The organism is Microbacterium shimangi, assembly GCF_043556445.1.
GTDB lineage: Bacteria > Actinomycetota > Actinomycetes > Actinomycetales > Microbacteriaceae > Microbacterium.
In genome coordinates this window covers 335,177-361,524 of sequence record NZ_JBIGII010000003.1, presented here as the reverse complement: position 1 = coordinate 361,524, position 26,348 = coordinate 335,177, and the positions used below count along the sequence as shown (strand labels likewise).

General features: G+C 69.0%; 27 protein-coding genes and 1 tRNA gene. 17 read left to right on the top strand and 11 right to left on the bottom strand.

The features are described from left to right. Window positions 1-37: 37 nt before the first annotated feature. From ACFXQA_RS03410 to ACFXQA_RS03400, 3 genes are read right to left on the bottom strand one after another with little or no spacing between them, the layout of a single operon-like run. Entirely contained in the window at window positions 38-274 is a 237-nt protein-coding gene (locus ACFXQA_RS03410) for a helix-turn-helix domain-containing protein (protein ID WP_394518387.1), read from the bottom strand. After that, the gene (locus ACFXQA_RS03405; protein ID WP_394518386.1) at window positions 271-1,011 is read right to left on the bottom strand and encodes a hypothetical protein; all 741 of its coding nucleotides are present in this window, start codon (window positions 1,009-1,011) and stop codon (window positions 271-273) included. Before ACFXQA_RS03405 ends, ACFXQA_RS03410 begins: the two co-directional genes overlap by 4 nt. Beyond that, window positions 1,011-1,631 (bottom strand): hypothetical protein, encoded by a 621-nt coding sequence (locus ACFXQA_RS03400; RefSeq protein ID WP_394518385.1) that lies wholly within the window; start codon window positions 1,629-1,631, stop codon window positions 1,011-1,013. Before ACFXQA_RS03400 ends, ACFXQA_RS03405 begins: the two co-directional genes overlap by 1 nt. A gap of 226 nt (window positions 1,632-1,857) precedes the next feature. Here ACFXQA_RS03400 and ACFXQA_RS03395 point away from each other — a divergent pair, with 226 nt between their 5' ends. The 4 genes from ACFXQA_RS03395 to ACFXQA_RS03380 all read left to right on the top strand — a co-directional run bounded on the left by ACFXQA_RS03395 (window position 1,858) and on the right by ACFXQA_RS03380 (window position 6,441). After that, window positions 1,858-4,380 carry an ATP-dependent Clp protease ATP-binding subunit gene (locus tag ACFXQA_RS03395; protein WP_394518384.1) on the top strand — a complete coding sequence of 841 codons (2,523 nt, stop codon included), beginning with the start codon at window positions 1,858-1,860 and terminating at the stop codon, window positions 4,378-4,380. An 87-nt stretch (window positions 4,381-4,467) separates the two neighbouring features. After that, a complete protein-coding gene (locus ACFXQA_RS03390; protein ID WP_394518383.1) occupies window positions 4,468-4,977 on the top strand; it encodes an amino-acid N-acetyltransferase in 510 nt (169 codons plus the stop codon). A gap of 45 nt (window positions 4,978-5,022) precedes the next feature. Beyond that, window positions 5,023-5,718 (top strand): hypothetical protein, encoded by a 696-nt coding sequence (locus ACFXQA_RS03385; RefSeq protein WP_394518382.1) that lies wholly within the window; start codon window positions 5,023-5,025, stop codon window positions 5,716-5,718. Between the two features lie 315 nt (window positions 5,719-6,033). Then, entirely contained in the window at window positions 6,034-6,441 is a 408-nt protein-coding gene (locus ACFXQA_RS03380; protein ID WP_394518381.1) for a dehydrogenase, read from the top strand. A gap of 229 nt (window positions 6,442-6,670) precedes the next feature. Here ACFXQA_RS03380 and radA read toward each other — a convergent pair whose 3' ends face one another. Both radA and ACFXQA_RS03370 read right to left on the bottom strand, forming a co-directional pair. Next, entirely contained in the window at window positions 6,671-8,035 is a 1,365-nt protein-coding gene (radA, locus tag ACFXQA_RS03375; protein ID WP_394518380.1) for a DNA repair protein RadA, read from the bottom strand. 57 nt (window positions 8,036-8,092) lie between these two features. After that, complete coding sequence (locus ACFXQA_RS03370) at window positions 8,093-9,049, bottom strand: L-lactate dehydrogenase (protein ID WP_394518379.1); 957 nt, start codon at window positions 9,047-9,049, stop codon at window positions 8,093-8,095. A gap of 142 nt (window positions 9,050-9,191) precedes the next feature. On the opposite strand from ACFXQA_RS03370, the gene ACFXQA_RS03365 reads away from it, so the two are divergent. Both ACFXQA_RS03365 and ACFXQA_RS03360 read left to right on the top strand, forming a co-directional pair. Then, complete coding sequence (locus tag ACFXQA_RS03365) at window positions 9,192-10,049, top strand: LLM class F420-dependent oxidoreductase (RefSeq protein WP_394518378.1); 858 nt, start codon at window positions 9,192-9,194, stop codon at window positions 10,047-10,049. Window positions 10,050-10,135: 86 nt separating this feature from the next. Continuing rightward, window positions 10,136-10,226, top strand: a tRNA-Ser gene (locus ACFXQA_RS03360). A gap of 95 nt (window positions 10,227-10,321) precedes the next feature. Here the strand turns inward: ACFXQA_RS03360 and ACFXQA_RS03355 are convergent. Continuing rightward, window positions 10,322-11,965: a Na+/H+ antiporter gene (locus ACFXQA_RS03355; RefSeq protein WP_394518377.1), complete on the bottom strand. Its 1,644-nt coding sequence runs from the start codon at window positions 11,963-11,965 to the stop codon at window positions 10,322-10,324. 229 nt (window positions 11,966-12,194) lie between these two features. Between ACFXQA_RS03355 and ACFXQA_RS03350 the strand changes: the two genes are divergently transcribed. Genes ACFXQA_RS03350 through ACFXQA_RS03335 form a run of 4 tightly spaced genes read left to right on the top strand, consistent with a single transcriptional unit; the run spans window position 12,195 to window position 14,984 of the window. Then, entirely contained in the window at window positions 12,195-13,025 is an 831-nt protein-coding gene (locus ACFXQA_RS03350; protein WP_394518376.1) for a DUF4397 domain-containing protein, read from the top strand. Between the two features lie 32 nt (window positions 13,026-13,057). Next, window positions 13,058-13,705 (top strand): class F sortase, encoded by a 648-nt coding sequence (locus ACFXQA_RS03345; RefSeq protein ID WP_394518375.1) that lies wholly within the window; start codon window positions 13,058-13,060, stop codon window positions 13,703-13,705. Window positions 13,706-13,744: 39 nt separating this feature from the next. Continuing rightward, complete coding sequence (locus ACFXQA_RS03340; RefSeq protein ID WP_394518374.1) at window positions 13,745-14,308, top strand: RNA polymerase sigma factor; 564 nt, start codon at window positions 13,745-13,747, stop codon at window positions 14,306-14,308. Further along, window positions 14,289-14,984, top strand: a complete 696-nt coding sequence (locus ACFXQA_RS03335; RefSeq protein ID WP_394518373.1) for an anti-sigma factor — start codon at window positions 14,289-14,291, stop codon at window positions 14,982-14,984. Before ACFXQA_RS03340 ends, ACFXQA_RS03335 begins: the two co-directional genes overlap by 20 nt. Before the next feature lie 19 nt (window positions 14,985-15,003). Here ACFXQA_RS03335 and ACFXQA_RS03330 read toward each other — a convergent pair whose 3' ends face one another. Further along, window positions 15,004-15,525, bottom strand: coding sequence for a hypothetical protein (locus ACFXQA_RS03330; protein WP_394518372.1), 522 nt, complete (start codon window positions 15,523-15,525; stop codon window positions 15,004-15,006). 102 nt (window positions 15,526-15,627) lie between these two features. Between ACFXQA_RS03330 and ACFXQA_RS03325 the strand changes: the two genes are divergently transcribed. Both ACFXQA_RS03325 and ACFXQA_RS03320 read left to right on the top strand, forming a co-directional pair. Continuing rightward, window positions 15,628-17,331, top strand: a complete 1,704-nt coding sequence (locus ACFXQA_RS03325; RefSeq protein ID WP_394518371.1) for a long-chain-fatty-acid--CoA ligase — start codon at window positions 15,628-15,630, stop codon at window positions 17,329-17,331. An 82-nt stretch (window positions 17,332-17,413) separates the two neighbouring features. Then, the gene (locus ACFXQA_RS03320) at window positions 17,414-17,665 is read left to right on the top strand and encodes a three-helix bundle dimerization domain-containing protein (protein WP_394518370.1); all 252 of its coding nucleotides are present in this window, start codon (window positions 17,414-17,416) and stop codon (window positions 17,663-17,665) included. 1 nt (window position 17,666) lies between these two features. Here the strand turns inward: ACFXQA_RS03320 and ACFXQA_RS03315 are convergent, their stop codons facing one another. Beyond that, the gene (locus tag ACFXQA_RS03315) at window positions 17,667-17,996 is read right to left on the bottom strand and encodes a DUF7882 family protein (RefSeq protein ID WP_394518369.1); all 330 of its coding nucleotides are present in this window, start codon (window positions 17,994-17,996) and stop codon (window positions 17,667-17,669) included. 104 nt (window positions 17,997-18,100) lie between these two features. On the opposite strand from ACFXQA_RS03315, the gene ACFXQA_RS03310 reads away from it, so the two are divergent. Beyond that, window positions 18,101-18,418, top strand: coding sequence for a DUF7882 family protein (locus ACFXQA_RS03310; protein WP_394518368.1), 318 nt, complete (start codon window positions 18,101-18,103; stop codon window positions 18,416-18,418). A gap of 5 nt (window positions 18,419-18,423) precedes the next feature. Here ACFXQA_RS03310 and ACFXQA_RS03305 read toward each other — a convergent pair whose 3' ends face one another. Then, window positions 18,424-18,753 (bottom strand): DUF7882 family protein, encoded by a 330-nt coding sequence (locus tag ACFXQA_RS03305; protein WP_394518367.1) that lies wholly within the window; start codon window positions 18,751-18,753, stop codon window positions 18,424-18,426. 122 nt (window positions 18,754-18,875) lie between these two features. Here ACFXQA_RS03305 and ACFXQA_RS03300 point away from each other — a divergent pair, with 122 nt between their 5' ends. Then, on the top strand, window positions 18,876-19,019 hold the full coding sequence (locus ACFXQA_RS03300) for a hypothetical protein (RefSeq protein WP_394518366.1): 144 nt from the start codon (window positions 18,876-18,878) through the stop codon (window positions 19,017-19,019). Between the two features lie 53 nt (window positions 19,020-19,072). On the opposite strand, the gene ACFXQA_RS03295 is transcribed toward ACFXQA_RS03300, so the two are convergent. Continuing rightward, window positions 19,073-20,239, bottom strand: a complete 1,167-nt coding sequence (locus ACFXQA_RS03295; protein WP_394518365.1) for an ROK family protein — start codon at window positions 20,237-20,239, stop codon at window positions 19,073-19,075. 124 nt (window positions 20,240-20,363) lie between these two features. On the opposite strand from ACFXQA_RS03295, the gene xylA reads away from it, so the two are divergent. Further along, the gene (gene xylA / locus ACFXQA_RS03290) at window positions 20,364-21,551 is read left to right on the top strand and encodes a xylose isomerase (protein ID WP_394518364.1); all 1,188 of its coding nucleotides are present in this window, start codon (window positions 20,364-20,366) and stop codon (window positions 21,549-21,551) included. A 160-nt stretch (window positions 21,552-21,711) separates the two neighbouring features. Further along, complete coding sequence (gene xylB / locus ACFXQA_RS03285; protein ID WP_394518363.1) at window positions 21,712-23,109, top strand: xylulokinase; 1,398 nt, start codon at window positions 21,712-21,714, stop codon at window positions 23,107-23,109. A 33-nt stretch (window positions 23,110-23,142) separates the two neighbouring features. Here xylB and ACFXQA_RS03280 read toward each other — a convergent pair whose 3' ends face one another. After that, on the bottom strand, window positions 23,143-23,715 hold the full coding sequence (locus ACFXQA_RS03280; protein ID WP_394518362.1) for a TetR/AcrR family transcriptional regulator: 573 nt from the start codon (window positions 23,713-23,715) through the stop codon (window positions 23,143-23,145). A 106-nt stretch (window positions 23,716-23,821) separates the two neighbouring features. On the opposite strand from ACFXQA_RS03280, the gene ACFXQA_RS03275 reads away from it, so the two are divergent. Continuing rightward, window positions 23,822-26,332, top strand: a complete 2,511-nt coding sequence (locus tag ACFXQA_RS03275) for an MMPL family transporter (protein WP_394518360.1) — start codon at window positions 23,822-23,824, stop codon at window positions 26,330-26,332. The last annotated feature ends 16 nt before the right edge of the window (window positions 26,333-26,348 follow it).

Sequence of the window (26,348 nt, the reverse complement as noted above, 5' to 3'; positions counted from 1 at the left end):
AGGGCGAGAGGGGGCGGGGCGAGCGGATGCTGCGCGGTCAGTCGCGCGCGAGCACGAGCAGGTCGCCGGGCTCGCACTCCAGTGCGCGGCAGACGGCGGCGAGTGTCGAGTAGCGGATCGCACGGGCGCGGTCGTTCTTGAGCACGGAGAGATTGACGACCGACACCCCCACGATCTCGCTCAGCCGGGTCAGGGTCATCCCGCGCGCGGCGAGGAGTTCGTCGAGACGGCAGTGGATCCCGGTGGGACCGTCTTCGTCGGTCGCGGGGCTCATACGAGGCCCGCCGTATCGCGCTGGAGGCGGGTGCCGATCGAGAAGGCGGCCGCGACGAGGGCGATGCCGAGGCCCCAGCCGACCGGGCCGAGGTCGAGGAGCAGCGAGTACGCCATGAATCCCTCCACGGGTCCGCTGCCGGTGTCGTGTCCGGTGATGAACTCCGCCGGCCCGAGGAACGCGACCGTCGCGGCCCGCGCGGTCGCCTCCACCGCTTGAGTCCCCAGGCCGACCGCGACGACGGCGACTGCGAGCACGCCCAGCGCGAGGGGGAAAGCGCGGGTGAAGGGCGCCCCGCGCAGGAGGGCGAGCGAAAGCCACGCGACCGCGACGGCGATGACCAGGCCCAGCACGGTCGGCAATGCCTGCTCCGCCCAGAGGAGCCATCGGACGTCGCCCGGCGCATTCGCGATCTCGACCCACGCCGTTTCGTACCCCGCGTCTACCGGGGCGTCTGAGGCCTGCAAGAACGGGGGGTAGGTGCTGTTCGACAGGGCGATGCCCGACACCCGCACCGTCGTCGCGTTCGCGAGCTGGATTCCGGAGGAGACGAGTCCGTAGAGCGAAAGCGGGATTCCGAGGAGGGCTCCGCTGCCGACGATCGACACTCCGACGGTCTCCGCCAGGCTCAGCGTGCCGCCGGCCGACCGTGAGCGGCGCACCGTCCGGACGACCAGCGCGACGGCGCCGGCGGCGACGAGCAGCCCCAGAACGCCGATGATCACATTGGCGTCCATCAGACGAGTCCTTCGGTCTCGCGCTGCAGGCGCTCACCGACCGCGAAGACCGTTCCCACGAGCCCGGCGAGAAAGGCCAGGAACAGCAAGGGGAAGACGTCGACGGACATGACCACGTTGTCGAACGTGCGATCCGAGAGTCGTGCGAAGGCCCCGTTGGCGCCCATGTTGGCGAAGAAGGGAACAGCGCAGTACCCCGCCAGCCCGGTCAGCCCGGCGGTCATCACCAGAACCGTGTTCTGACGCGAGAAGATGCGCCCCCGCACGATGTTCGAGGTCAGCCAGATGAGCGCGCCGACGACGATGACGATCGTCGCAGCCAAGACGACCTGCTCGATGACGAGAGCGCCGACGGATGCGGCGGGCAGCTCGCCCGCGACGAGCACCGCCCGATCGAGCTCGACCTGCACGGGCGCACCGCCGGGTCCGATGGGGGCATCGGCCAGCGTGCCGCGGAACTCCGCCGGTACCCGGACGGCACCGCCCGACAGCACCTCGGCGATGCGGATCACCGCGCGCACCACCGTCCAGACGGCGATGACCGCGCCGGCGATCATGAAGCCGACGAGTGCACCGGAGTCGGACCGCGAAACGGTGCGTTCGGTCGTGTGGGGAGACATGCTTCACTCCATATCGATCAGCGTTACTAACGATTGTCGATACCAACGATAAGCGATATGCCACAGCTGTCAACAGTGAGTTCGCCGGCCTCGGCCCGGCGCGCTATGCCCCCAGCGAACACGGGGCCCCAGCTCCCCACCCGTCGTTACTCTCGGAGTACGGCGCGGGGCTGTGCGCCTGCCACCCCAGATCGCCTGTCAGCCCAAAATCGGAAAGGGACTGAGGATGTTCGAGAGATTTACCGACCGTGCTCGTCGCGTGGTTGTGCTCGCCCAAGAAGAGGCGAAGATGCTCAACCACAACTACATCGGCACCGAGCACATCCTGCTCGGACTGATCCACGAGGGTGAGGGAGTCGCCGCCAAGGCGCTCGAATCGCTCGGCATTTCGCTCGACGCTGTGCGCGAGCAAGTGCAAGACATCATCGGCCAGGGTCAGCAGCAGCCGACCGGCCACATCCCCTTCACGCCCCGCGCAAAGAAGGTGCTCGAGCTGTCACTGCGCGAAGCGCTGCAGCTGGGCCACAATTACATCGGCACCGAGCACATCCTGCTCGGCCTCATCCGCGAGGGCGAGGGCGTCGCCGCCCAGGTGCTCGTGAAGCTCGGCGCCGACCTGAACAAGGTGCGCCAGCAGGTCATCCAGCTGCTGTCGGGGTACCAGGGCAAAGAGCCCGCCGCCGTTTCGGGTGCTGCGAACGAGTCGGCCGCCGGTCCGCAGGGCGGTTCGGCTGTGCTCGACCAGTTCGGACGCAACCTGACGCAGAGCGCGCGCGACAACAAGCTCGACCCCGTGATCGGGCGCGAGAAAGAGATCGAGCGGGTCATGCAGATCCTCTCGCGTCGTTCGAAGAACAACCCGGTCTTGATCGGCGAGCCCGGTGTCGGTAAGACCGCCGTCGTCGAGGGCCTCGCGATCGCCATCGTCAAGGGCGACGTTCCCGAGACGCTCAAGGACAAGCAGGTCTACTCGCTCGACCTCGGTTCGCTCATCGCCGGTTCCCGCTACCGCGGCGACTTCGAAGAGCGCCTGAAGAAGGTCACGAAAGAGATCCGCACTCGCGGCGACATCATCGTCTTCATCGACGAGATCCACACCCTCGTCGGAGCCGGTGCCGCCGAAGGCGCCATCGACGCGGCATCCATTCTGAAGCCGCTCCTCGCCCGCGGCGAGCTGCAGACGATCGGTGCCACCACGCTCGACGAGTACCGCAAGCACTTCGAGAAAGACGCGGCACTCGAGCGACGCTTCCAGCCGATCCAGGTCGCCGAGCCGAACCTGCCCCACACGATCAACATCCTCAAGGGGCTGCGCGACCGTTACGAGGCGCACCACAAGGTGCAGATCACCGACGGCGCGATCGTGGCCGCGGCGAACCTCGCCGACCGCTACATCGCCGACCGGTTCCTGCCCGACAAGGCCATCGACCTGATCGACGAGGCCGGCGCCCGCCTGCGGCTGTCGATCCTCTCGAGCCCGCCGGAGCTGCGCGAGTTCGACGAGAAGATCGCCAAGGTCCGTCAGGACAAGGAGCTCGCCTCGGAAGAGCAGGACTTCGAGAAGGCAGCCTCGCTGCGCGACGAGGAGAAGTCGCTCCTCGCCGAGCGCCTGCGTCTCGAGAAGCAGTGGCGCACGGGCGACGTCGCGTCGCACGCGATCGTCGACGAAGGTCTGATCGCCGAGGTGCTCGCCCAGGCGACCGGCATCCCCGTGTTCAAGCTCACCGAAGAGGAGTCGAGCCGCCTCGTCTTCATGGAGAAGGCGCTGCACCAGCGCGTTGTCGGCCAGGAAGAGGCGATCTCGGCGCTCGCGAAGACGATCCGTCGTCAGCGTGCGGGCCTCAAGGACCCGAAGCGCCCCTCGGGATCGTTCATCTTCGCCGGCCCCACGGGTGTCGGCAAGACCGAGCTCGCCAAGGCGCTCGCGGAGTTCCTCTTCGACGATGAGGGCGCGCTGATCTCGCTCGACATGTCGGAGTACGGCGAGAAGCACACCGTCTCGCGTCTGTTCGGTGCCCCTCCCGGGTTCGTCGGATTCGAAGAGGGCGGCCAGCTCACCGAGAAGGTGCGCCGCAAGCCGTTCTCGGTCGTGCTCTTCGACGAGATCGAGAAGGCGCACCCCGACATCTTCAACTCGCTGCTGCAGATCCTCGAAGAGGGTCGCCTGACCGATGGTCAGGGACGCGTCGTCGACTTCAAGAACACGGTCATCATCATGACCACCAACCTGGGTTCGTCGGCCATCGCCGGTGGTCCGGTCGGGTTCCAGGTCGAAGGCAACGCGCAGACGAGCTACGAGCGTATGAAGGGCAAGGTCGACGAAGAGCTCAAGCGGCACTTCAAGCCCGAGTTCCTCAACCGCGTCGATGACGTCATCGTCTTCCCGCAGCTGTCGAAGAGCGAGCTGGTGCAGATCGTCGATCTGTTCACCAAGCGCCTCGCCGACCGTCTGCTCGACCGTGACATGACGATCGAACTGTCGCAGCAGGCCAAGGAGCGGCTCATCGAGATCGGGTTCGACCCGACGCTCGGGGCCCGACCGCTGCGTCGCGCCATGCAGCGCGAGGTCGAAGACCGTCTGAGCGAGCAGATCCTGCACGGCGAGCTCAACGCGGGCGACCACGTGAAGGTCGAACTCGAGAACGGCAAGTTCACGTTCGAGACCGCGCCGCGCGGTGAGAAGGTCGCCGTGGGTGTCGCGACCGGTGGCGAGATCACCGCAACACCCGATATCGCCGCGACGAGCTGATCCACGCGTAAGAACGAAGGGGGCGGATGCTGCGAAGCATCCGCCCCCTTCGTCGTTCCGAAGCAGGGCCCGGCGTAGGCTGGACGGATGACGTCGTTCACCGTGCGCCCGGCTCGGACCGAAGACGTGCGGGCCATCCAGGGTCTGCTGGAGCCCTTCGTGCAACGCCGTATCCTGCTCGGCAAAGATCTCGTGCTCCTCTACGAGTCGGTGCAGGAGTTCGTCGTCGCCGAGACCTCGGACGGGCAGTTGATCGGCTGCGGCGCGCTGCACGTCATGTGGGAAGACCTCGCAGAGGTGCGCACCCTCATCGTCGCCGACGAGTGGCTGCATCGCGGCGTGGGAAAAGTCGTGGTCGACGCTCTCGAGGAGCGGGCCGCCGCCCTCGGTGTCACGCGGCTGTTCTGCCTCACCTTCGAGGTCGCGTTCTTCGAGCGGCGAGGGTTCGCCCCGATCGGAGAGCAGGTGGTCGACCCCGATGTGTACTCCCAGCTCATCCGCAGTCCTGACGAGGGTGTGGCCGAGTTCCTCGACCTCGCCCACGTCAAGCCGAACACCCTGGGCAACACTCGAATGCTCAAGTCGCTGGGTGAGTAGGCGCGCCGAACGGATGCTGCGGAGTCCCGCGCCTACCCTGGGAGCATGAGCGGTTCGACCCCCCGGCGCAGAAAGCACTCGCCCGCCGTCTACCGTCGGCGCAGACTTGTGGTGCTGCTCGCGGCGATCCTCGTGATCGCCGGCGTGGTCTGGTTGCTCATCGCTCAGCCATGGCGGAGCGTCGCTGCGACGGTGTCGGCCCCGACGCCGAGCTCGTCGTCATCGCCCGCCTCGTCGCCTAGCGCGTCGGTCGAGCCGCCCGTCGACGCCCCGAGCGAGACGCCGGCCGCAGACGCCGCCGAAGAAGAGCCGGCGCCCGAACTCACTCCCAGCGCAGAGCCGTGCGTGGCGGCCGACCTTCTCATCGAAGCGGTCACCGACAAGACGAACTATGCCGCGGGAGAGAACCCGCAGTTGTCGATCACCCTCAAGAATCAGAGCACGGCGGATTGCTCCCTGAACGTGGGAACGAGTGCTCAGGCGTTCACCATCTCGAGCGGGTCGGACGTGTGGTGGCGTTCGACCGACTGCCAGACCGAGCCGAGCGACATGATCGTGCTGCTCTCGGCCGGGCAGCAGGTCACCAGTGCGACACCGCTGTCTTGGGACCGCACGCGTTCGTCGGTCGACACATGCCAAGGCGACCGTGCGCAGGCTCCGGGCGGCGGCGCGACGTATCGGCTCAGCGTCGCGATCGGTGGCCTGTCGTCGTCGAACACCGCGGCGTTCCAACTCGGCTGACGCGTTTTGTCCCCCAAACGGTGGACAGACGGAAGCGCAGCACCCCGGATATCCTGGGAGTTGTTCCCCGCAACGGATGTTTCGTCACTGTCCCCAGCAGGTAGCGCCCGACCGTCCCCACGGCTCGGGCTCGAGGCGTCGCGGGAAGCAATGGGCCCTCTCGAATCTTTCAGCCCCCAACTGGGCGATTCGAGAGGGCCTCTCGCATCTTTCGGGCCGACACGATGGCCTCGACGGTACACGCCGACGGCCGGTCTGTCGAGAGGTTTTCCGCCCTCCGCCGGGCGGTGCCGCTCCGCCCGGTAAGTTGGGAGCATGGCCGGGAAGAAGCGCGAAGGTAAGCCATCCGACCTGGAGTTCCGCAACACCGCGCTGACCGATGCGCTGCAGACGCAAGACATGGCAGCCGTCGCATTCGCGCTTCGCCACGGGCCCACGGTGGCGCCGCTCCTCCGCGTCGGGGTGCTCGACGATCCGCTCGACGCCGGTGACGTCTGGACCTACCGCGATCCCGGCACGGGCGACATCGCGCTGTTGCTGTTCAGCGATGCCGCACACAAGCCGGCCACGCTCCCGCCCGATGTGGCGCTGCAGTCGCCCGCGTGGCTGCGCGCCTTCCTCACCGCGCACGAAGACGCGATCACGACCGTCTTCTTCGACATCGCCGGGCCCCACCCCCTGCAGTCGTCGCCGACCGATCTTCTGGCCGCCCTCGTCGACTGAGTACCCGCCGCATCGGCGCGATCGCCTTCACGGCGACGGGTCGCGGCAGGATCGCGTCCGTGACAGACTCGGCCGAATGGAGTTCCTGATCGTCGGTGCCGTGTGCGCCGCGGGCCTGGTCATTCCGGTCGCGATGGGTTTCACAGACTCACGCCGTCGCCGCCGTGCGGGTCGTCACTAGGCGCGATCTCGAAACCGCGGCCTCGACGCCGCGGTCTGTGGACTCTGATCAGAAGTCGGGTCGCTCTTCGCGTCTCGGCGGGTGGCGCAACTGCAGGTCGTTCAACGCCCCACCCAGACTCTTCGATCGATAGTCGACCAGGTGGCGATAGCCGAGGCGGGCCGCCTCTGACCGCCGTTGGGCCGACTGGGTGACCGGCCGGATCTCGCCCGCCAGGCTCAGTTCGCCCACGGCCGCCGACTGAGGCGGTGTCGCACGGTTGTTCATGGCACCCGACACCGCGATCGCTATCGCGAGGTCTGCGGCCGGCTCGACCAGCCGCACGCCGCCGACGGTAGAGACGTAGACGTCGTTCTTCGACACGTCGAGGCCGGTGCGCTTCTCGAGCACGGCCAGCACCATGGCGACGCGGGCAGCGTCGACCCCGCTGACGATGCGGCGCGGGTTCGGCGCCTGCGTTGGGATGGTCAACGCCTGCACCTCGACGGGGAGCGCGCGCCGCCCTTCGAGGGCGATGGTCACGCAGGTGCCGGGCACGGGTTCACCATGGCCGAGAAAGAGGCTGCTCGGGTCGGGCACTTCGGCGATGCCGTCGCCGGTCATGTCGAAGCATCCGACCTCATCGGTCGGCCCGAACCGGTTCTTCAGCGCGCGGACGAACCGCAGGGAGGTCTGCCGATCACCCTCGAACTGGCAGACGACGTCGACGAGGTGCTCGAGGATGCGGGGACCGGCGATCGACCCGTCTTTCGTGACGTGTCCGACGAGGATCACCGGGAGGCCGCGGTCTTTCGCGACGCGGATGAGAGTGGAGGCGACTTCGCGCACCTGGCTCGGTTGCCCCGCGGCGCCATCGGACATCGCGGACGAGACGGTCTGCACCGAGTCGACGATCAGCAGCTGGGGTGCGACCTCGTCGACGTGGCCGAGGATGGTCGCGAGGTCGGTCTCGGCGGCGAGGTAGAGCTCGTCGTGCAGCGCACCCGTGCGCTCGGCTCGGAGGCGCACCTGCGCCGTCGACTCTTCGGCGCTCGCGTAGAGCACGCGCCGCCCCGCTCGGGCACTCTGCGCCGCGACTTCGAGCAGCAGCGTCGATTTGCCGACACCCGGCTCTCCGCTGAGAAGGATGGCCGCACCCGGCACGATGCCCCCGCCGAGTACGCGATCGAATTCGCCTACGCCGCTCGTACGCCGCGGCGCGTCGGTGGTGTCGATCTGGGTGATCGGACGCGCGGCGCGCGACGCCGTCGGGGCGACCGGGCTGAGCGAGCGGACGAGTCCGGTCTGTTCGGCAGCCTCGACGACGGTGCCCCACTGCTGGCATTCCGCGCACCGGCCGGCCCACTTCGACGTCGTCCACCCGCACTCGGTGCACCGGTACGGTGCGGGGGGAGCGGTGCGTCGGGTAGCCATGCGATCAGGCTAACCCGCCCCTCCGACACGGGGCCTCGGCTCTGCCGAGGGTGTCGCTCAGACCTCGCGGAGGGACTGCGCCACGGTCTCGAGCGCCTCGGCCGAGCGGCGGAGGAGCTCGTGCTCGTGGTCGGAGAAAGAGGTCTCGGGAATCGGCACCGCGCCCGAGGCGCTGACGATCGACGGCACCGACAACGCCACCCCGCTCAGCCCGTGGAAGTCGGTGAGAACGGTGCTGACCGGCATGACGGCGTGCTCGTCGCTCAGGATCGCCTCGACGATCCGGGCGCTCGAGAGCCCGATCGCGTAGTTCGTCGCACCCTTGCCCTGGATCACCTTGTAGGCCGCGTCGCGGACGTCGATGGCGATCGAGTCGAGCTCGTCGGCAGTCATCTTCGGGTGACCCGGGGCTTCCCACTCCAGGATCGGCACCGTGCCGATCGTCGCCCGCGACCACAGCGGAAACTCGGTGTCGCCGTGCTCGCCGACGATGTAGGCGTGCACGCTCGACGTCGACACCCCGGCGCGCTTGGCGAGGTTCCAACGCAGGCGCGAGGTGTCGAGCACCGTGCCCGACGCGAAGATCCGCGAGGCCGGGAGGTTCGTCGCCTCCTGTGCGAGAACGGTCAGCACGTCGCAGGGGTTGGTGACGATCACGTAGATGGCGTCGGGCGCGGCCTGCAGCAGCTGCGGCATCATCGTGCGGAGAATGCCGGCGTTCGTCGCCGCGAGTTCGATGCGCGACTGGCCGGGTTTCTGCTTCGCGCCGGCGGTGACGACGACGACGTGCGAGCCCTCGACGACCGAGAGGTCGCTGCCGCCGATGATGTCGCTCGTGCCGGTGAACTGCGTACCGTGCGCGAGGTCGAGCACTTCTGCCTCGACCTTCGCGGTGGCGATGTCGTAGAGGGCGACGTGCCGCGCAGATCCGCGGATCAGCGCCGCGTACGCGACACTCGATCCCACGCTTCCGGCGCCCACCACGGTCAGCTTGGAGTTCTCGATCTCGCTCATGGGCTCAGTCTCGCAGGGGGGCGGATGCTTGGATACACACCTCTCTCGATCCTGACCCACCCATCGGCGCACCGGTGGTCCCACGAGTCGTAGCCTGGCAGGGGGCGGGTGCGGCACCCGCTTCGTCGAACGGAGTGATCTGATGGAATTCGGACTGCACATCGCGGACTTCACCTGGAACAGCGGCGCCCCGCAACTCGGCCCGGCCCTCGCCCGGCACGTGCGCAACGCGGAGGCCGCCGGCATCCAGCGGATCACCGTCATGGACCACTTCTGGCAGCTCCCGGGAATCGGGCCCGTCGAGCACGAGATGCTCGAGGCCTACGCGACGCTCGGCTTCATCGTCGCCCACACCGAGACGGCGCTCCTGCACACGCTCGTGACCGGCGTGATCTACCGCGAGCCGGCGCTCCTGGCGAAGACCGTCACGACGCTGAACGTTCTCTCGGGTGGGCGCGTCGGGCTCGGCATCGGCGCCGCGTGGAACCAGGAGGAGTCGGACGGGCTCGGCTTCGAGTTCCCGCCGGTCGCGGAGCGGTTCCGCCGACTCGAGGAGCAGATCCAGGTCTGCCTGCAGATGTGGTCGGACTCTGAGGAGCCCTACGAGGGTGCGATCTATCAGCTCGGACGCACGCTGAACTCCCCCCAGAGCATCACCCGACCGCATCCGTATCTGATGATCGGGGGCAGCGGGGAGCGCAAGACGCTCCGCATGGTCGCCCAGTACGCCGACGCCTGCAACATCGCTTTCTCTCCCGAATCGGCGCGCAAACTCGACGTGCTGCGCGCGCACTGCGAGACGGTCGGGCGCGATTATGCCGAGATCGAGAAGACCGCGATGATCCCCGTGAATCCCACGACGACGCCCGAGAGCCTGGCCGCGACGGTGCGGGAGATCGCCGACACCGGCTTCACGGCGACCTACGTCTTCGCCGTGAAGATGCCCGAGCCCGAGCGGGTCGTCGACCTCATCGCGGGTGCGGCAGCACAGCTCGACTAAGGGCGTGCGGATGCTGCGGCGGCGCCGTTCTGCATCGTTCCGGCGCCGATTGGCTCCTCGCCTCGCCGTGACGTAAACTTCTCGGCGGTGACGTGTCCGAGCGGCCGAAGGTGCAACTCTCGAAAAGTTGTGTAGGGTAACCCCCTACCGTGGGTTCAAATCCCACCGTCACCGCCACTTCCAGCCCCGAGATCCCTTTCAGCGAAGGGATTCTCGGGGCTTTGTGCGTTGCGGCTCACCGGCCGGCCCTCTGCGGTGGGCACTGCCCGCACTCAGTCCACAGGCTCGACCCCGGTGACACGCAGCTGCTCGACATCCATGCGGGTCTGAAGGGTCCTGGCGACGGTGTCGTCGATGACGCCGTCCCGCAGCAGCTGGAGGAGCACCGCGCGCTTGCGGTCGAGGACGGCCAGTCGCAGCCGCTTGAATGCCTCCTCGCGCGCCACCGGTTCCGGGTCGACGGCGTCGTCGTCAGCCAGTGTCTCGTCCTGAGGGTTCGCGGCCGCTTCCTCGGAGGCGAGCTCCGTCTGCGCCTCCAGCAGCTCCCGCCGTTCGCGGTACTCCTGAATGAGACGGTCGCGCGCGTCTTCGGGCACATCCAACTGCTCGGCCAGGCCGTCGATGGCCTCGATCGCCGCTTCCAGAGTGACGCGCTCGGCCAGCTCGAGTTCGTCCGCCTCCTCGGTGTCGGTCGGCAGGCGGGCCCACCGCACGACGAACGGCAGCAGTGGGCCCTGGACGAGGAGGGTGAGGAGGATCACCCCGACGGTGACGAAAAGGATCTCCTCCCGTCCGGGAAACGGGTCGCCGTTGGAGAGTGTCAGGGGCACCGACAGGGCGATCGCCAGCGAGACCGCACCGCGGAAGCCTGCCACGGTGCTGACGATGCGGGCGCGGTGGGTCATCCGGCGGTCACGTTGCGAGGGTCGGCGATCGAGGAGCCGGATGATCCCCACGCTCACGGTCTGGAAGGCGAAGCGTACGACCAGCAGCGTGGCCCACACGGCGATCGTCATCAGGATCAGAGACGACATCTGCCGCATGTCGATCTCGCGCACGACGACCTGCACCTGCAGCCCGACCAGCACGAAGAGCGACCCGTTCAGGAACAGCGACCCGAGCGGCCACGTCCACTCCGTCTGGCGGCGGGATGCCGGTGTGCTGACCTGCGGAGAGAGGAAGGTGATGATGAGGCCCGTGGCGACGACGGCGAGCACCCCGGAGGCGCCGATCAGTTCCGCGATCAGGTACGCGGTGAAGGGAACGAGCACGAGCGCCACGTTGATCAGGAGCGGGTCTTGCAGCCGGCGCATCACGAGGAAGGCGGCTCCGGCGACGACGGCTCCGGCGAGGAGACCGCCCCCGTAGGAGAGCAGCACCAGGCCGGTGATCGACAACGGGGTGTACTGGCCGCCCACTGCGACACCGACGGCGATCGCATAGAGGACGAGCGCCGTGCCGTCGTTGGTGAGACTCTCGGCCTTCAGCAGCATGAAGTTGCGGCGGGGGAGCGTTCGACCGAGCGCGGCGACAGCGGTCGCGTCAGGCGGAGCGATCGCCGCCCCGAGGACGAGAGCGGCGGCCCAGGGCAGGCCCAACAGGTGGGCGACGCCCGCCGCGCCGAAGGCGGTCGCGACGACCAGGAGCGTGCTCATGAGCACGATGCCGCGGAGGGCCCGGCGAATGGACCGCAACGACGTGGTGAGGCTCTCCCAGAAGAGGATGACCGGCAGGAAGATGAGGAGCACCGTCTCCGGGGGGAGCTCGATCTCTCGCAACTCCGGAACGAACCCGAGGCAGAGCCCGATGACGAGCAGAAGCAGCGGCATGGCCACCCGGACGCGTGGCGCGAGGATCGCGCCGACGAACACGGAGATGCCGAGGATCACCACGATCTCGAGACCTTCCATCGGCATCACCTCCTCATCCGTCGGGTCGGCCGCACGTGTGCGGCGAGCAAGGCGGTCGGTGGCGCCGCACGTCATAGTGACCCCGCTCCGGGCGCCGAGGCGAATCCATTGACAAGGTGGTCCGTTTGCTCCTCAGGTCGTTTCGAGAAATTTCTGCATCACCTGCATCCACCGGGCCGGTTCAGACGGAAGTACTCCGTGCGGGCGAACGTCCCGCTCCGATGAAGGAGGAAACGTGCGCAAGACACTCGCAGCCGGCGCCATCGCCGGTCTTGCTCTTGCGGCGGGCTTCGCAGCCCCCGCCCAGGCGATCTCGGCCACAACCGCAGATCTCTCCGTGCTCCATGCCATTCCCGACACCCCCGTAGACGTGTACGTCAACGGGACACTGACCATCGACGACTTCCAGCCGGGAGACCTCGCCGGTCCGCTCGACCTGGCCGCGGGCTCGTACGACGTCGCGATCACCGCGCCCGACGCCGCCGACGCCAGTGCGCCGATCCTCGAGGCCACTGTGCAGCTCGCCGCCAACACCAGTTACACCGCGGTCGCGCACCTGACCGCGGCGGGCGAACCGACGGTGACGCCCTACGTCAACGACACGAGTGCGACCGAGGCGGGCCAGGGTCGACTGACGGTTCGTCACACGGCCGCGGCCCCCGCGGTGGACATCCTCGCCGGCGGTTCGCCGGTCGTCGAAGACCTCGTCAACCCCGAAGAGGCCACACTCGGACTCCCGGTCGGCACGGTGTCGGCATCCGTCGCCCTGGCGGGGACGACAGACCCGGTCATCGGGCCGGCAGACGTCGCCGTTCAGGACGGCGTGCTCACGATCGTGTACGCGTGGGGCAGCGCCGAGGCGGGCAACCTCGATCTCGCGGTCCAGACGGTGACCGTGGGCCACACGGTTCCGGATGCTGTCATCTCGGGCACCGCAGGCTACGCCGCCCAGCGCGACGCGACGACGCAGGGCCTCTGGGCCTTGGGCATCGCCGCTGCCGCCGGTGCCGCGGCCGTCGCCGTGGTCGGCGTCCAGCGTTCGCGTAACGCTCGAAACCGCGCCTGATACGGCGTGACGAGAATCGGAGAGCCTCACTCATGAACCCGCGACGTACAGCACCCCTCGCGCTGGTTCTGGTGCTCTCCGCCTGCGCGCCCGCCCCTGCCCCCGATGGGGCGGGCGCCCCCACCACCTCCGCGTCGACGCCCGTGCCGTCCGCCACCCCGGCCGTCACGGTGTCGCCCACACCGACTGTCGACGTCCCCCGCGTCGACAGCTCGGTACGTGCGCCGCGCGCGGCGATGCCCCCTGTGCGGGTTCGCATCGCCGAAGCGCAGGTCGACGTGGAGGTGGTTCCGGTGGGGGTCGAGACCGGCGGCTTCATGGAGCTGCCCGTCGACCCGGCTGTCGCGGGGTGGTACCGGTTCGGATCCGATCCGTGGAGCCCCGACGGGAACACGGTGGTGTCGGCTCACATCGATGCGCCCGACTATCCGATCGGGCCGTTCGCCGTCTTGAGAGATCTCGCCGTCGGCACCGAGGTCGTGGCCGCCGCTGCAGACGGGGCGATGGCCACGTACGCGGTGGAGTCCGTCACGTACTATCCGAAAGACGCCCTGCCCACCGAGGAACTCTTCGCCCGCACGGGCACGAAGAACCTGGTCCTGATCACCTGCGGCGGGGCCTTCGACTCACGCACGGGCCACTATGCCGACAATGTCGTCGTCATCGCGTCGCCCCGATGAGGGCGGCGCGGCACAATGATCACTGGGGAGGGCAGTCACGTGAACGATCCCGATGGTGAGCCTTCGTGGGAGGCCGGTTTCGTCATCGGTGACGAGTCGGCGCTCGCGCAGGTCTACCGTCGATGGTCGCCCGTGGTCTACACGCTCGCCTTGCGGTCGTTGGGCGATCGGGCGGACGCCGAGGATGTGACCCAGAAGACCTTCGTCTCGGCGTGGTCGTCGAGAGAGTCTTATGACCCGGGCCGCGCTCGGCTGTCGACCTGGATCATCACCATCGCCAAGCGACGGATCGCCGACACCCACGAGGCGCGTCGCCGCATCCGCGCCCTGCAGGAGGAGCTCCAGCGCGTGACGCGCCCGGACGAGCTCGTCGCTGCCGCGCCGGTCGATCTCGGGGAGGCCCTCCTCGTCGCTCAAGAGATCGACCGTCTCGAGCCCGATGCACGCAGCGTCATGCGCCTCGCGTTCTTCGACGATCTGACCCATCACGAGATCGCCCGCCGCCTCGACATGCCGCTGGGTACCGTGAAAAGCCACATACGACGCAGCCTGGAACGCATGCGCACTCGCCTGGAGGTGACACATGACGCACATCGATCGTGAACTGCTGGCGCTGATAGCGCTGGGCGAACCCGTTGAGACGCCGGACGAATCGGCGCATCTCGCGGACTGCGCGGAGTGCGCCGACGACCTCGCGGGACTGCGCCACGCGGCCCGCGCGGGGAGGGCGGGTCTCGGCGTCGGTGAACTCGAGTCGCCGGATCCGGCCGTCTGGGAGCGCATCTCGGCCGAGCTCTCTCTCGGCGCAGACGCACCCGTCACCGAGAGCCGTCCCCGGCGTCGGCGCTCACGGCCGTGGGGGTGGGCGCTCGCCGCGGCGATGGTGCTGGTCGCGGGCATCGGCGTCGGGGTGTGGGCGCTGACGGCGCGAGTGCTCCCGACCGAGGTCGCCGAGGCCTCGCTCATCGCCTTTCCCGCCCACCCCGGTGCCGAAGGATCGGCTGTCGTCGAAGAGCAACCCGACGGGTCGCGGACGGTCCGCGTCCAGATGACGGCGGATGCTGCGCCCGATACGTATCGCGAGGTGTGGCTCATCGCGCCCGATGCCTCGGAGCTCGTGAGTCTCGGAGTGCTCGACGGTGACGGAGGGGTGCTCACCGTACCGGCGGGCGTGGATCTCGCGGAGTTCTCGCTCGTCGACGTGTCGCAGGAAGCCGTCGACGGTGACCCGAACCACTCGGGTGATTCGATCGTGCGGGGATCCCTCTCGTTCCCCTGATCGCCCGACGGCGGGGTTCTCAGGGTGCGGGCACCGGCACGACGCGGAGCCAGCCCGTCTCGATGAGATCCGTATCGGTGAAGCGCAGTTGCACGACCCCGTCGTAGCCCGAGATGGTGAAGGTGGATCGGAACGGCCCGTCGCAACTCATCGATCCGGCCGTCAGGTGGCGCTGTTCGTCGACGTCGATTGCCGCCGTGTCGAGCGCGTAGGTCGCACGGGTGCCGAGGCATTCCCCCTCTACCGCGTACGTGCCTTCCGCGACGGCGTCCTCCGCGGTCGAACTCGTCTCGGGGACTCCATCGGCTCCCACCGGAACGAACTCCGCTCGGGCGATCTCACCCTCGGCCTTTACGGGAAAGGCCAGGGCCGTGGGCTCGGGCGACGCCGAGGACGCGACCGACGGCGACGCGGTGGCCGCTGGTGTGTGGGTCTCGACGGGAGGTTCGTCGACGGCGGTGCACGCGCCGAGGAGAAGCACGAGCGGCAGAATCGGGAGCGTCAACCTCAGGATCGTGGTCCGTTGCGGTGAATCCGTCATGCTCCCACGCTAGGCAGCGCGATCCTCAGCGCAACCCCTGACGGGCGACGGGTCCGCTCCACGTACCCTGGAACCCTGCTCCGATCCCGAGGGAGGCCCGTCGTGGCGACACCGAATCCGCACGAGTCGAAAGTCTGGCTGGACGCCTACGCGCCGGGCGTTCCGCACGAGATCGACGAGGTCACCGAGACGCTGACCGACATGATCGAGACCAGCGTCAAGACTCACGGAAAGGCTCCGGCGTTGGAGTTCTTCGGTGCCGTGACGACCTACCGCGAGCTCGGCGAGCAGATCGAACGAGCGGCCGAGGGCCTCTGCCGTCTGGGCGTCACCGCCGGCGACCGGGTCGCGCTGATCCTCCCGAACTGCCCGCAGCACGTCGTCGCGTTCTACGCGGTGCTGCGACTGGGCGCGATCGTCGTCGAGCACAACCCGCTGTATACGCCGCGCGAACTCCGCCACCAGTTCGAAGACCACGAGGCCAAGTACGCGATCGTCTGGGACAAGGTCTACGACGTCGTCGACGACTTCCCCGGTGACGTGCGCCCCGAGAAGATCGTGAGCGTCGACCTCACCGCCGCGTTGCCGTGGTCGAAACGCCTGGCGCTGCGGCTTCCGATCGCGAAGGCCAAGGCGTCGCGCGCACAGCTCTCCGAGACGCCGCGGGCGAAGCATCCGATCGCTTGGGAATCCCTTTTGGAAGGGCGCCGGCTTCCGCGCCGTACGCCGCGCCCCGCCGTCGGCGACATCGCTCTGCTGCAGTACACGAGCGGCACGACCGGGTCGCCGAAGGGCGCGATCCTGACCCATGGCAACCTGCGCGCGAACGCGATGCAGGGGCGCGCGTGGGTGCCGGGACTCCGCGAGGGCGAAGAGACCTTCTACGGCGTGCTGCCCCTCTTCCACGCGTACGGCATGACGCTCTGCCTGACGTTCGCGATGAGCATCGGCGCCCGCCTGGTGCTCTTCCCCAAGTTCGACGTCGCGCTGGTGACGGCCGCTGCGCGCAAGAACCCGCCCACGTTCCTGCCGGCGGTCCCGCCCATCTACGACCAGCTCGCCCGTGCGTCGGCACAGGGTTCGATCGACCTCACGTCGATCCGATTCGCCATCTCGGGTGCCATGAGTCTCCCGGTGCCGACCGTCGAGAGGTGGGAAGCCGCCACCGGGGGGCTCCTCGTCGAGGGCTACGGCATGACCGAGACCTCTCCGGTCGCCCTCGGCAACCCCATCGGTCCCTCGCGTCGCCCCGGCACCGTCGGCGTGCCGTTCCCCAGCACCGAGATCAGGGTCGTCGACCCGGAAGACCCCTCGGTCGACGTGGAACCGGGAGGGCCGGGTGAACTCCTCATCCGCGGGCCCCAGGTGTTCCAGGGGTACTGGCGGCGACCGGGCGAGACGGCCGACAGTCTGCTCGAGGGAGGGTGGGTGCGCTCGGGCGACATCGTCACCGTCTCTCCCGACGGGTTCGTCAAGATCGTCGACCGCCTCAAGGAACTCATCATCACGGGTGGATTCAACGTTTCACCGACCGAGGTCGAAGAGACGTTGCAGCAGCATCCCGACGTCTCGGACGCCGCGGTCGTCGCGCTCCCACGGCGCGACGGCGGCGAGGACGTCGCCGCCGCGGTCGTGTTGCGTCCCGATGCATCGCTCGACGTGAACGCGCTGCGCGACTTCTGCCGCACGCGGCTCGCCGCGTACAAGGTGCCCAAGCGCATCTTCGTGGTCGAAGATCTGCCGCGGTCGCTCATCGGGAAGGTGTTGCGTCGAGAGGTGCGTTCGCGTCTTCTAGGCGAGTCCTGACCGCCCGACAGGGGCCCGCCTCGGTTGGTCGCGCACCTTCTGAACAGTCGCCTCTCGGCCCGCTCCGTGGCACCATGACCGTATGAACCCGAATGTCGAGGACGCTTCGGCGTCGGCCCGCGGGAAGGGCCAGACGTTCGTCGTCATCGAGGGGGTCGAAGTCGTCCCGTTCTCGGAGATCGTCGCGCGACTCTGCGCCGACTACCCCGGGGTCCCCGCGGCGAAGATCGAGTCGATCCTCATGCGCGAGTGGGAGGCGTTCGCAGCGGGGCGCCCCCTTGTCGTCCCCGCCGCCCTCGAAGAAGGCGTGCGAGAGATGCTCGGCAAGCGCTGATCTACGCGGCGTCTGTCGGGCGGGGCGCGTCGCCGGATGGTTCGGCCACGAGCATGAGCCCCCCGGAGGAGTTCGCCGACGCTGCCAGCGCTTCGATCCACGCGCGGCTCAGGAGGGTGGGCTCGGGATCGTCGAAGACGAACCGCAGAGGAATGGACGGGTGCAGCCATACGGTGCTACGCCCCGGCTCGAGGTCATCGGTGTGGGTCCACGAGAGGGTGAAGCTCTCGCCGCGCCGGAGTTTCGTCGCGATCACCACTTTGAGGTGCGCGAGGGCGCGATCCTCGATCTCGATCGGCGCCGACGAGTCCCCGTAATAAATCGTTCCCACCCGGTTACGGTACCCCGCCGGTTCCGCAGCACGGGGGGCTTGCGTTCACCCGCGAGGAGATGCCAGGGCTCAGGGTGATCGGAGTGGGCCGGTAGGCTCGGCTCATGGGCAGATTCATCTATGACACGATGGCCAACTCGGTCGACATCGATGACCGCACGCTGGCGCACCTCCGCATCGTCGTGATGAACAAGCTGCGTCGCTCGGAGTCGTTCATGTTCGACATCGAGGTCGGCGACGGCAGCGGCCGGCGCAGCTTCTGGATGCACCCTTCGGTACCGATCCAGTTCCACTTCTTCGGCAGCCGTAATCCCCGCATCAACCGCGCATGGGTGGAAGAGCTGATGCTCGTCGCGAGTGGCCCCAACGGCCTCGCCATCGTCGCTGAACCGTCGGAGGACGGCTTCGTCGAAGAAGGCTGACCCGCTCAGGCGGTGGACGACTCCGACGACGTGACGGAGAAGTGCTCGGCGACGAGCAGGATGCCGCCCGACGAGCTGGCCGAGTTCGCGAGCTCTTCGATCCACTCCCGGCTCAGAAGGGCGGGCTCCGGGTCATCGAAGACGAACCGCAGCGGGATCGACGGATGAATCCAGATCGTGCTCCGGCCGCGCGGCTGATCGTCGGGGTGACGCCACGACACCGTGAAGCTCTCGCCGCGGCGGAGCTTGGTCGCGATGACGACCTTCAGGTGCGCGAGGGCACGGTCTTCGATCTGGATCGACGTCGCCGACCCGCCGTAGTAGATGGTGCCCATACGCCTCACCCTAACGGTCGCCCCGCTCGAGGTACGCTCCGGCGTCGGAGCTTGTCAAGGGGACCCGCCGCGCCGAGCCCGCCTGGCAATCTGAGAGCACGACCGGAAGGGAGAACGTGGCTGTGACTACACACCCGGGCCCTATGGCGTCCGACGGCAGCGGGCACCACGACGACACCGACTTCGCCGACATCTTCGCGGGACTCACCGCGATCGATGTCATCGACGGAGAACTCGTCCCCCGTCGCCGCCGTACCCCTCGCTGAATCGCGGTGACGCGCCAGCCCCTCGGGATGCTCTTCGGAGCCCCGGGGGGCTTTCAGGTGAGAGAGGGTGCCCGCAGCAGGTCGGCGAAGGCGAGTTCGGCGGCGCCGATCAGGAGGCGGTCTTCGGCGAGCACGGCGAGGCGCAGTTCCAGCGCGTCGGCCACGCTCGGCATCGTCTGCGCCCGCACGTCGTCGAGGAGCGCCGGGATCGCATCGGCGGCGATGGTGGCGAGGAACCCGCCGAGAACGACGACAGACGGGTTCAACACGTTGACGGCGTTGGCGAGGGCGGTGACCAGGATGCGGCGCTGCCGGGCGACTTCATCGATGACCGGCGGTGACGCCGCCGCCGTCAGCGCGGCGGCCAGCGTCGGCTCGTCGGCGCTGTCGAGACCCACCGCGGCGAGCAGCCGAGAGCGGCTGACTTCGTCTTCGAGCACCCCGTCGCTGGCGCGGCGATCGGTGCCGGTGGCGATTCCGGGGCGGTTGTGACCGAATTCTCCGGCGTACCCGCCGGCGCCGCCCACCGGGGTGCCGTGCACGATCAACCCCCCACCGATCCCGCTCGCACCGCCGTTGAGGTAGATCACGTCGTCGACGCCGCGTGCGGCCCCGAAGAGGTGCTCCGCGAGGGCGCCGAGGCTCGCGTCGTTGCCGACGACGGTGCGGAGACCGGTGGCGGCGGCGACGAGATCGCGGAGCGGTGCGTCGACCCAGCCGAGGTGGGGTGCGAGCCGAACGAGCCCGTCGGCGGTGCGGACGAGGCCCGGAACGGCGAGCCCGATGCCTTCGATGCGGGCGGTCCGGAGGGGTCCCTCCCGCCACGCGGCGATCTGCGCCGAGACGAGCTGGGCCGTCTCTTCAGGACTCGGGGGGCCATCGGTCTCGATGCGGTCACGGGCGATGACGCGTCGATCGAGCCCGACCGCCGCGATCGTCGTCGCATCGACCTCCGGGTTCACCGCGATCGCGACGACCCGGCCATCCGGGGCGACGACCGGGGAGGGGCGCCCGACGCGACCCAGCGAATCGGGCGCACGTTCTTCGACGAGCCCCTCCTCGACGAGCTCGCCGACGAGGGCGGCGACCGTCGAGCGGTTCAGGCCGGTCGCCTCGGTGAGCGCGGCTCGCGATTGCGGCCCGTCGATGTGCACGAGGCGCAGGACTCGCGAGAGATTCGCGCGGCGTACGCCGTCACTTCTCGCCGCCGCTTCGCTCACCTCTCTACTGTGCCAGAGAGCACGCGCCGCGCCGGTACTGGACGCGGCCCGTCGAATCGCTTAGGTTGTTAACGCCAACATATCCGTGCCACACGGAGCCGTTCGAAGTCGAGCAGGAGCCTTCATGACCACCCCCACCCGCGCTGACAAGTTCTCCTTCGGTCTGTGGACCGTCGGCTACAACGGCACCGACCCGTTCGGTGGGCCCACCCGCCCCGAGCTCGACGTGGTCCACGCCGTAGAGAAGCTCGCAGAACTCGGCGCCTACGGTCTCACCTTCCACGACGACGACCTCTTCGCCTTCGGCTCGACCGACGCCCAGCGCCAGGCGCAGATCGACCGCCTCAAGGGCGCGCTCGACGCGACCGGCCTGATCGTTCCCATGGTGACGACGAACCTCTTCAGCGCCCCGGTGTTCAAAGACGGCGGCTTCACCTCGAACGACCGCGACGTGCGTCGCTTCGCGCTGCGCAAGGTCTTCCGCCAGCTCGACCTCGGTGCCGAGCTCGGTGCGAAGACGTTCGTCATGTGGGGCGGCCGCGAGGGCGCCGAGTACGACTCGGCCAAAGACATCCGTCAGGCGCTCGAGCGCTACCGCGAGGCCGTCAACCTGCTCGGCGACTACGTCACCGACAAGGGCTACGACATCCGCTTCGCCATCGAGCCCAAGCCGAACGAGCCCCGCGGCGACATCCTGCTCCCGACGCTCGGCCACGCGATCGCGTTCATCGACTCGCTCGAGCGCCCCGAGCTCGTGGGAGTCAACCCCGAGGTCGGTCACGAGCAGATGGCGGGTCTGAATTTCGCCGCCGGTATCGCACAGGCGCTCTATCACGGCAAGCTCTTCCACATCGACCTCAACGGTCAGCGCGGCATCAAGTACGACCAGGACCTCGTGTTCGGTCACGGTGACCTTCACAACGCGTTCGCCCTGGTCGACCTCCTCGAGAACGGCGGACCCGGCGGGGTGCCGGCCTACGACGGCCCGCGCCACTTCGACTACAAGCCGAGCCGCACCGAAGACGAGACCGGTGTGTGGGACTCGGCGAAGGCCAACATGCACACCTACCTCCTCCTCAAGGAGCGGGCGGCCGCGTTCCGCGCCGACCCCGAGGTGCAGGAGGCACTCGCCACGGCCAAGGTCGCCGAGCTCTCGCAGCCCACGCTCAACGAGGGCGAGACGTACGACGACTTCCTCGCCGACCGTTCGGCCTACGAGGACTTCGACGCAGCCTCGTACCTCGGCGGACACGGCTTCGGCTTCGTGCGTCTGCAGCAGCTCGCGACCGAGCACCTGCTGGGCGCCCGCTGACGCAGCATCCGCTCACCCATGTCCCACTTTCCGCAACGATTGCCTCGCTTTCTTGCGGAAAGTGGGACACGGGTCGCACGCGTGTCCCGATTTCCGCAACGATCGCCTCGCTTTCTTGCGGAAAGTTGGACATGCCTGACGTGAATCGAAGGAGAGCGCAATGACGCTCGTGGCAGGAGTCGATTCGTCGACGCAGTCGTGCAAGGTCGTGATCGTCGACGCGGGCACCGGGCTCATCGTCCGCGAGGGACGCGCGCCGCACCCCGACGGCACCGAGGTGGACCCCGAAGCGTGGTGGATCGCGCTGCAGTCGGCGATCGCCGCCGCGGGCGGGTTCTCCGATGTCGCGGCGGTGTCGATCGCCGGTCAGCAGCACGGCATGGTGGTGCTCGACGACGTCGGCCGGGTCATCCGCCCCGCTCTGCTCTGGAACGACACGCGCTCGGCGCAAGCCGCGGTCGACCTCGCCGCTGAAGTCGGTGCCGACGAGTATGCGCGACGCACCGGTGTCGTGCCCGTGGCCTCGTTCACCGCGACGAAGCTGCGGTGGCTGCGCGATGCCGAGCCCGAGGCCGCGGCGCGAGTGGCCGCGGTCGCACTGCCGCACGACTGGTTGACCTGGCGCCTGCGGGGATACGGCCCTGAGCGCCCCGATCTCGATGCGCTCACCACCGATCGATCGGATGCTTCGGGCACGGCCTACTGGGGGCCTTCGGGCTACGACCGTGACCTGCTCGTCCGTGCGCTCGGCCACGACGCCGTGCTCCCTCGGGTCCTCGACCCGCAGCAGAGCGCGGGCACGACACCGGACGGTGCCGTCGTCGCGGCCGGCGCCGGCGACAACGCGGGCGCAGCCCTCGGGCTCGATGCCACCCCCGGCGACGTGGTCGTCTCGCTCGGCACCTCCGGCACGGTTTTCGCCGTGACCGAAGACCCGGTGACGGATGCTTCGGGAACGGTCGCCGGTTTCGCCGACGCGGCCGGCGGATACCTGCCGCTCGTCGCGACGCTGAATGCGGCGCGAGTGCTCGACGCCACGGCACGCCTGCTCGATGTCTCGCACGAAGGGTTGGGGGCCCTCGCGCTCAAGGCCGAGCCCGGCGCCGCCGGCATCGTTCTCGTGCCCTGGTTCGAGGGGGAGCGGACGCCGAACCTTCCCGCGGCCCGTGCGTCGATTTCGGGCCTCTCGCTCGCGAACACCACCCGGCCCGATCTCGCCCGCGCGGCGATCGAGGGCATGCTGGCGGGGCTCGCGACGGGGCTCGACGCGATCCGCTCGCTCGGGGTCGAGGCCCGACGCATCCTGCTCGTGGGCGGCGCGGCGCGAAACGAGGCCGTCGCCGTCATCGCGGGTCAGATCTTCGATGCACCGGTCGCGATCCCGGCCCCCGGCGAGTACGTCGCTCTGGGTGCCGCGCGCCAGGCGGCATGGGCGCTCACCGGTGCCCGTCCCGGCTGGCCCGTGGCCATCGACCGCGAGCCTCCGCATGACACGCGCCGCAGCATCCGCACCCGCTACGACGAGGTCGCCGCCCTCCGCGCCACCGAATCGCGCTGACGACGCGCGGGACGCCTGCGCCGGAAGGCCGGATCAGCGCCCGAGCACCGCGTCGAGCAGGCGCTCGGCGTCGCCCGCGGCGACGGGTTCGCGGCTCAGCGCGCGCAGGAGGACAGCGCCGATCAGCGCCTCGGCGAGTTCTTCGACGGGGGCACCGGGCTGCAGGTTCGGCGTCGTACCGATCGCGGCCGTGAGGCGCTCCGAAAGAGAATCGGCGCGGAACAGCGCGTCGCGCAGACGTCGGCCTACCTCGGCGTTCTCGGCCGCGGCTCCGATGAGGGAGCGGAGGATGCTCTCGCCCTGCTCCGTGTCGAGAAACTCGAAGATCGCCCCCAGCCACGCGGCCAGATCCCGCCGTACATCCGCCGTATTGGGCAGTTGCAGGCGCCCGGGCACCAGCATCCCCTCGAGCAGGCACTCGGCGACGACCGAGCCCTTCGACGGCCACCACCGGTAGATCGTCTGCTTGCCGACGCCCGCGCGCGCGGCGATGCCCTCCATCGTGAGGTGGTCGTAGCCGCGCTCGGCGACGAGGGCGGCGGTCGCCTGCAGGATCGACTGGCGCGCGGCTTCGCTGCGGACGGGTCCACTGCGGGGTAGAGGCATCAGGCCCCTCTCACTCAAGACGAGACGGTCCGTGTTATCTTAGCGACGCTTGTCGGAGTCGAGGCGCCTCCTCCGCGGGGCTGCCCCGCGGATCAGAGAGATGACAATGGCCGAGCTGCTTCACCGCCTGGGAACCTTCGCCGCACGTCGCGCGTGGACCGTGATCGTCGCGTGGCTGGTGATCCTGGGCATCGCCGTCGGCGGGTTCCTCATCGGGTTCAAGGGCCTGAGTTCGAGCTTCGACGTGCCGGGCACAGCTTCGGGCGACGTCATCGCCCAGCTGCAGGAAGATCTGCCCGACTTCAGTGGGGCGTCCGGCCAGGTCGTCTTCCACGCCACCGACGCGTCTGCCTTCACCGACGCGCAGCGCGGTGAGATCACGGCGCTCGCCGAGTCGGCCCGAGACCTGCCCGACGTCGCCGACGTGATCGACCCCTTCGCGGCGGCGCAGCAGCTCGCCGATCAGGCGGCGCAGGTCGACGAAGGCCAGGCGCAGCTCGACTCGGCCCGCGTCGAGGCCGAGAACGGCCAGACGCAGCTCGACGCCGGGCGGGCGCAGCTCGACGCCGGCCAGGCGCAGCTCGACACCGCAGCGGCACAGGCCGAGGCCGCAGGCTTTCCGACCGCGCAGCTCGAGGCGCAGCAGGCGCAGCTCGATGCTCAGCGCGCCCAGCTCGACGCCCAACAGCAGCAACTGACCGACGGCCTCGCCACGATCGACGCGAACGAGGCCGAGTTGCAGCGGGGCGCCGAACTGCTCTCGCTCGCCGACGGCATCGGCGTCGTGTCCGACGACGGAGCGACGGCGCTCGTGAACGTCTCGTTCACGGTTCCTCGCCTCGAGCTGGCGCAGGCGTCGAAAGACGCCGTCGTCGAGCACTTCGCATCGGCGCCGATCGACGGGGTCGAGGTCGCGTTCTCGACCGACATCTCTCAGGGCGTGCCCGAGATCCTCGGGGTGGGCGAGGTGGTCGGTGTCGCCATCGCGGCGATCGTGCTCGTCGTGGTGCTCGGCTCGTTGCTCGCGGCGGCCTTCCCGCTCGTCACCGCGATCGTGGGGGTCGCGATCGGCGCGATGGCGACCCTCGCCTTCTCGGGCGTCGTGCAGATGGCTTCGGTCACCCCGATCCTCGGTGTCATGCTCGGGCTCGCGGTCGGCATCGACTACTCGCTGTTCATCCTCTATCGCCACCGCAAGCAGCTGCTCCAGGGTGCGCGGGTCGAGGAGTCCATCGGCCTGGCCAACGGCACGGCCGGCAACGCCGTGGTCTTCGCCGGTACGACCGTGATCGTCGCGCTCCTGGCGCTCAACATCACCGGCATCCCGTTCCTGGGCCTCATGGGCACCGCGGGAGCGGTGAGCGTCGCGATCGCCGTCCTCATCGCCGTCTCGCTCACCCCGGCCCTGCTCAGCCTGGCGGGCACCCGTCTGCTCGGCCGCCGCGCGCGCACCCGCGCCGAGGCCGCGGCCACAGCATCCGAGGCGGGGGAGGCCGAGACGCCCCGCACGCGCGTCCGTCCGATGTCGACGCTCCGTGCCGTCGTCACCGCGGTCGTCGCCGTCGTGGTGCTGCTCGTGGTCGCGATCCCGTCGCTGTCGATGCGACTCGGGCTGCCCGACGGGGGGTCGGAGGCCGAGGACTCCACCGCCTACCGCGCCTACACCCTCACGCAAGACGCGTTCGGCGAGGGGGTCAACGGCCCGTTGCTCGTGGTCGCCACGTTCGCCGAAGGACTCGACGACGACCAGGTGCTCGACGCGCAGCTCGCCGTCGGTCGCGAACTCGCGGCGCAGGCCGATGTCGTCGCCGTCGCCCCGGTGGCCGTGTCGGACGACAACCGCGTCGGGGCCTTCCAGGTCGTGCCGGCGGAGGGGCCGAACAGCTCCTCGACCGAGACACTCGTGCGAGACCTCCGCCAGCTGCCCCCCGTCGACGGGGACATCACACTCGGTGTCGCAGGTCAGGCAGCGATCAACATCGACATCTCGGAGGGCCTCGCGAGCGTCCTCCCGATCTACCTCGTCGTCGTGGTCGGGTTGTCGTTCCTCATCATGGTCATGGTGTTCCGCTCGATCCTCGTGCCGCTGATCGCGACCGTCGGCTTCGTGCTCTCGCTCTTCGCGACCTACGGCGCGGTGACCGCGGTGTTCCAGTGGGGCTGGTTCGCCGACGTGCTCGGGGTGCACAACCCCGGGCCGATCCTGAGCTTCTTGCCCGTGATCCTCGTCGGCATCCTGTTCGGCCTCGCGATGGACTACCAGCTGTTCCTCGCCACCGGCATGCGCGAGGCGTACGCGCACGGAGCCCCGGCGCGGCTCGCGGTCGCCCAGGGCTTCCGAGCCGGCCGAACCGTCGTCATCGCCGCGGCCCTGATCATGATCGCGGTCTTCGGCGGCTTCATCACGAGCGAGTCGGTGATGATCAAATCGATCGGCTTCGGGCTCGCTCTCGGTGTGCTGTTCGATGCGTTCGTCGTGCGGATGCTGCTCGTACCGGCGATCATGCACCTGCTCGGCCGCTCGGCGTGGTGGCTGCCCCGGTGGCTCGACAAGATCACCCCGAACGTCGACGTCGAAGGATCAGCGCTGGAGCGCCGCCACGCCGTTCACCGCTGACGGGCGGGCTACGGGG

What these genes read in the sequence shown, in the direction of transcription:
- ACFXQA_RS03410 (WP_394518387.1), bottom strand. Translation starts at nt 274, where the DNA reads ATGAGCCCCGCGACCGACGAAGACGGTCCCACCGGGATCCACTGCCGT.
- ACFXQA_RS03405 (WP_394518386.1), bottom strand. Translation starts at nt 1,011, where the DNA reads ATGGACGCCAATGTGATCATCGGCGTTCTGGGGCTGCTCGTCGCCGCC.
- ACFXQA_RS03400 (WP_394518385.1), bottom strand. Translation starts at nt 1,631, where the DNA reads ATGTCTCCCCACACGACCGAACGCACCGTTTCGCGGTCCGACTCCGGT.
- ACFXQA_RS03395 (WP_394518384.1), top strand. Translation starts at nt 1,858, where the DNA reads ATGTTCGAGAGATTTACCGACCGTGCTCGTCGCGTGGTTGTGCTCGCC.
- ACFXQA_RS03390 (WP_394518383.1), top strand. Translation starts at nt 4,468, where the DNA reads ATGACGTCGTTCACCGTGCGCCCGGCTCGGACCGAAGACGTGCGGGCC.
- ACFXQA_RS03385 (WP_394518382.1), top strand. Translation starts at nt 5,023, where the DNA reads ATGAGCGGTTCGACCCCCCGGCGCAGAAAGCACTCGCCCGCCGTCTAC.
- ACFXQA_RS03380 (WP_394518381.1), top strand. Translation starts at nt 6,034, where the DNA reads ATGGCCGGGAAGAAGCGCGAAGGTAAGCCATCCGACCTGGAGTTCCGC.
- radA (WP_394518380.1), bottom strand. Translation starts at nt 8,035, where the DNA reads ATGGCTACCCGACGCACCGCTCCCCCCGCACCGTACCGGTGCACCGAG.
- ACFXQA_RS03370 (WP_394518379.1), bottom strand. Translation starts at nt 9,049, where the DNA reads ATGAGCGAGATCGAGAACTCCAAGCTGACCGTGGTGGGCGCCGGAAGC.
- ACFXQA_RS03365 (WP_394518378.1), top strand. Translation starts at nt 9,192, where the DNA reads ATGGAATTCGGACTGCACATCGCGGACTTCACCTGGAACAGCGGCGCC.
- ACFXQA_RS03355 (WP_394518377.1), bottom strand. Translation starts at nt 11,965, where the DNA reads ATGCCGATGGAAGGTCTCGAGATCGTGGTGATCCTCGGCATCTCCGTG.
- ACFXQA_RS03345 (WP_394518375.1), top strand. Translation starts at nt 13,058, where the DNA reads ATGAACCCGCGACGTACAGCACCCCTCGCGCTGGTTCTGGTGCTCTCC.
- ACFXQA_RS03335 (WP_394518373.1), top strand. Translation starts at nt 14,289, where the DNA reads ATGACGCACATCGATCGTGAACTGCTGGCGCTGATAGCGCTGGGCGAA.
- ACFXQA_RS03330 (WP_394518372.1), bottom strand. Translation starts at nt 15,525, where the DNA reads ATGACGGATTCACCGCAACGGACCACGATCCTGAGGTTGACGCTCCCG.
- ACFXQA_RS03320 (WP_394518370.1), top strand. Translation starts at nt 17,414, where the DNA reads ATGAACCCGAATGTCGAGGACGCTTCGGCGTCGGCCCGCGGGAAGGGC.
- ACFXQA_RS03310 (WP_394518368.1), top strand. Translation starts at nt 18,101, where the DNA reads ATGGGCAGATTCATCTATGACACGATGGCCAACTCGGTCGACATCGAT.
- ACFXQA_RS03305 (WP_394518367.1), bottom strand. Translation starts at nt 18,753, where the DNA reads ATGGGCACCATCTACTACGGCGGGTCGGCGACGTCGATCCAGATCGAA.
- xylA (WP_394518364.1), top strand. Translation starts at nt 20,364, where the DNA reads ATGACCACCCCCACCCGCGCTGACAAGTTCTCCTTCGGTCTGTGGACC.
- xylB (WP_394518363.1), top strand. Translation starts at nt 21,712, where the DNA reads ATGACGCTCGTGGCAGGAGTCGATTCGTCGACGCAGTCGTGCAAGGTC.
- ACFXQA_RS03280 (WP_394518362.1), bottom strand. Translation starts at nt 23,715, where the DNA reads ATGCCTCTACCCCGCAGTGGACCCGTCCGCAGCGAAGCCGCGCGCCAG.
- ACFXQA_RS03275 (WP_394518360.1), top strand. Translation starts at nt 23,822, where the DNA reads ATGGCCGAGCTGCTTCACCGCCTGGGAACCTTCGCCGCACGTCGCGCG.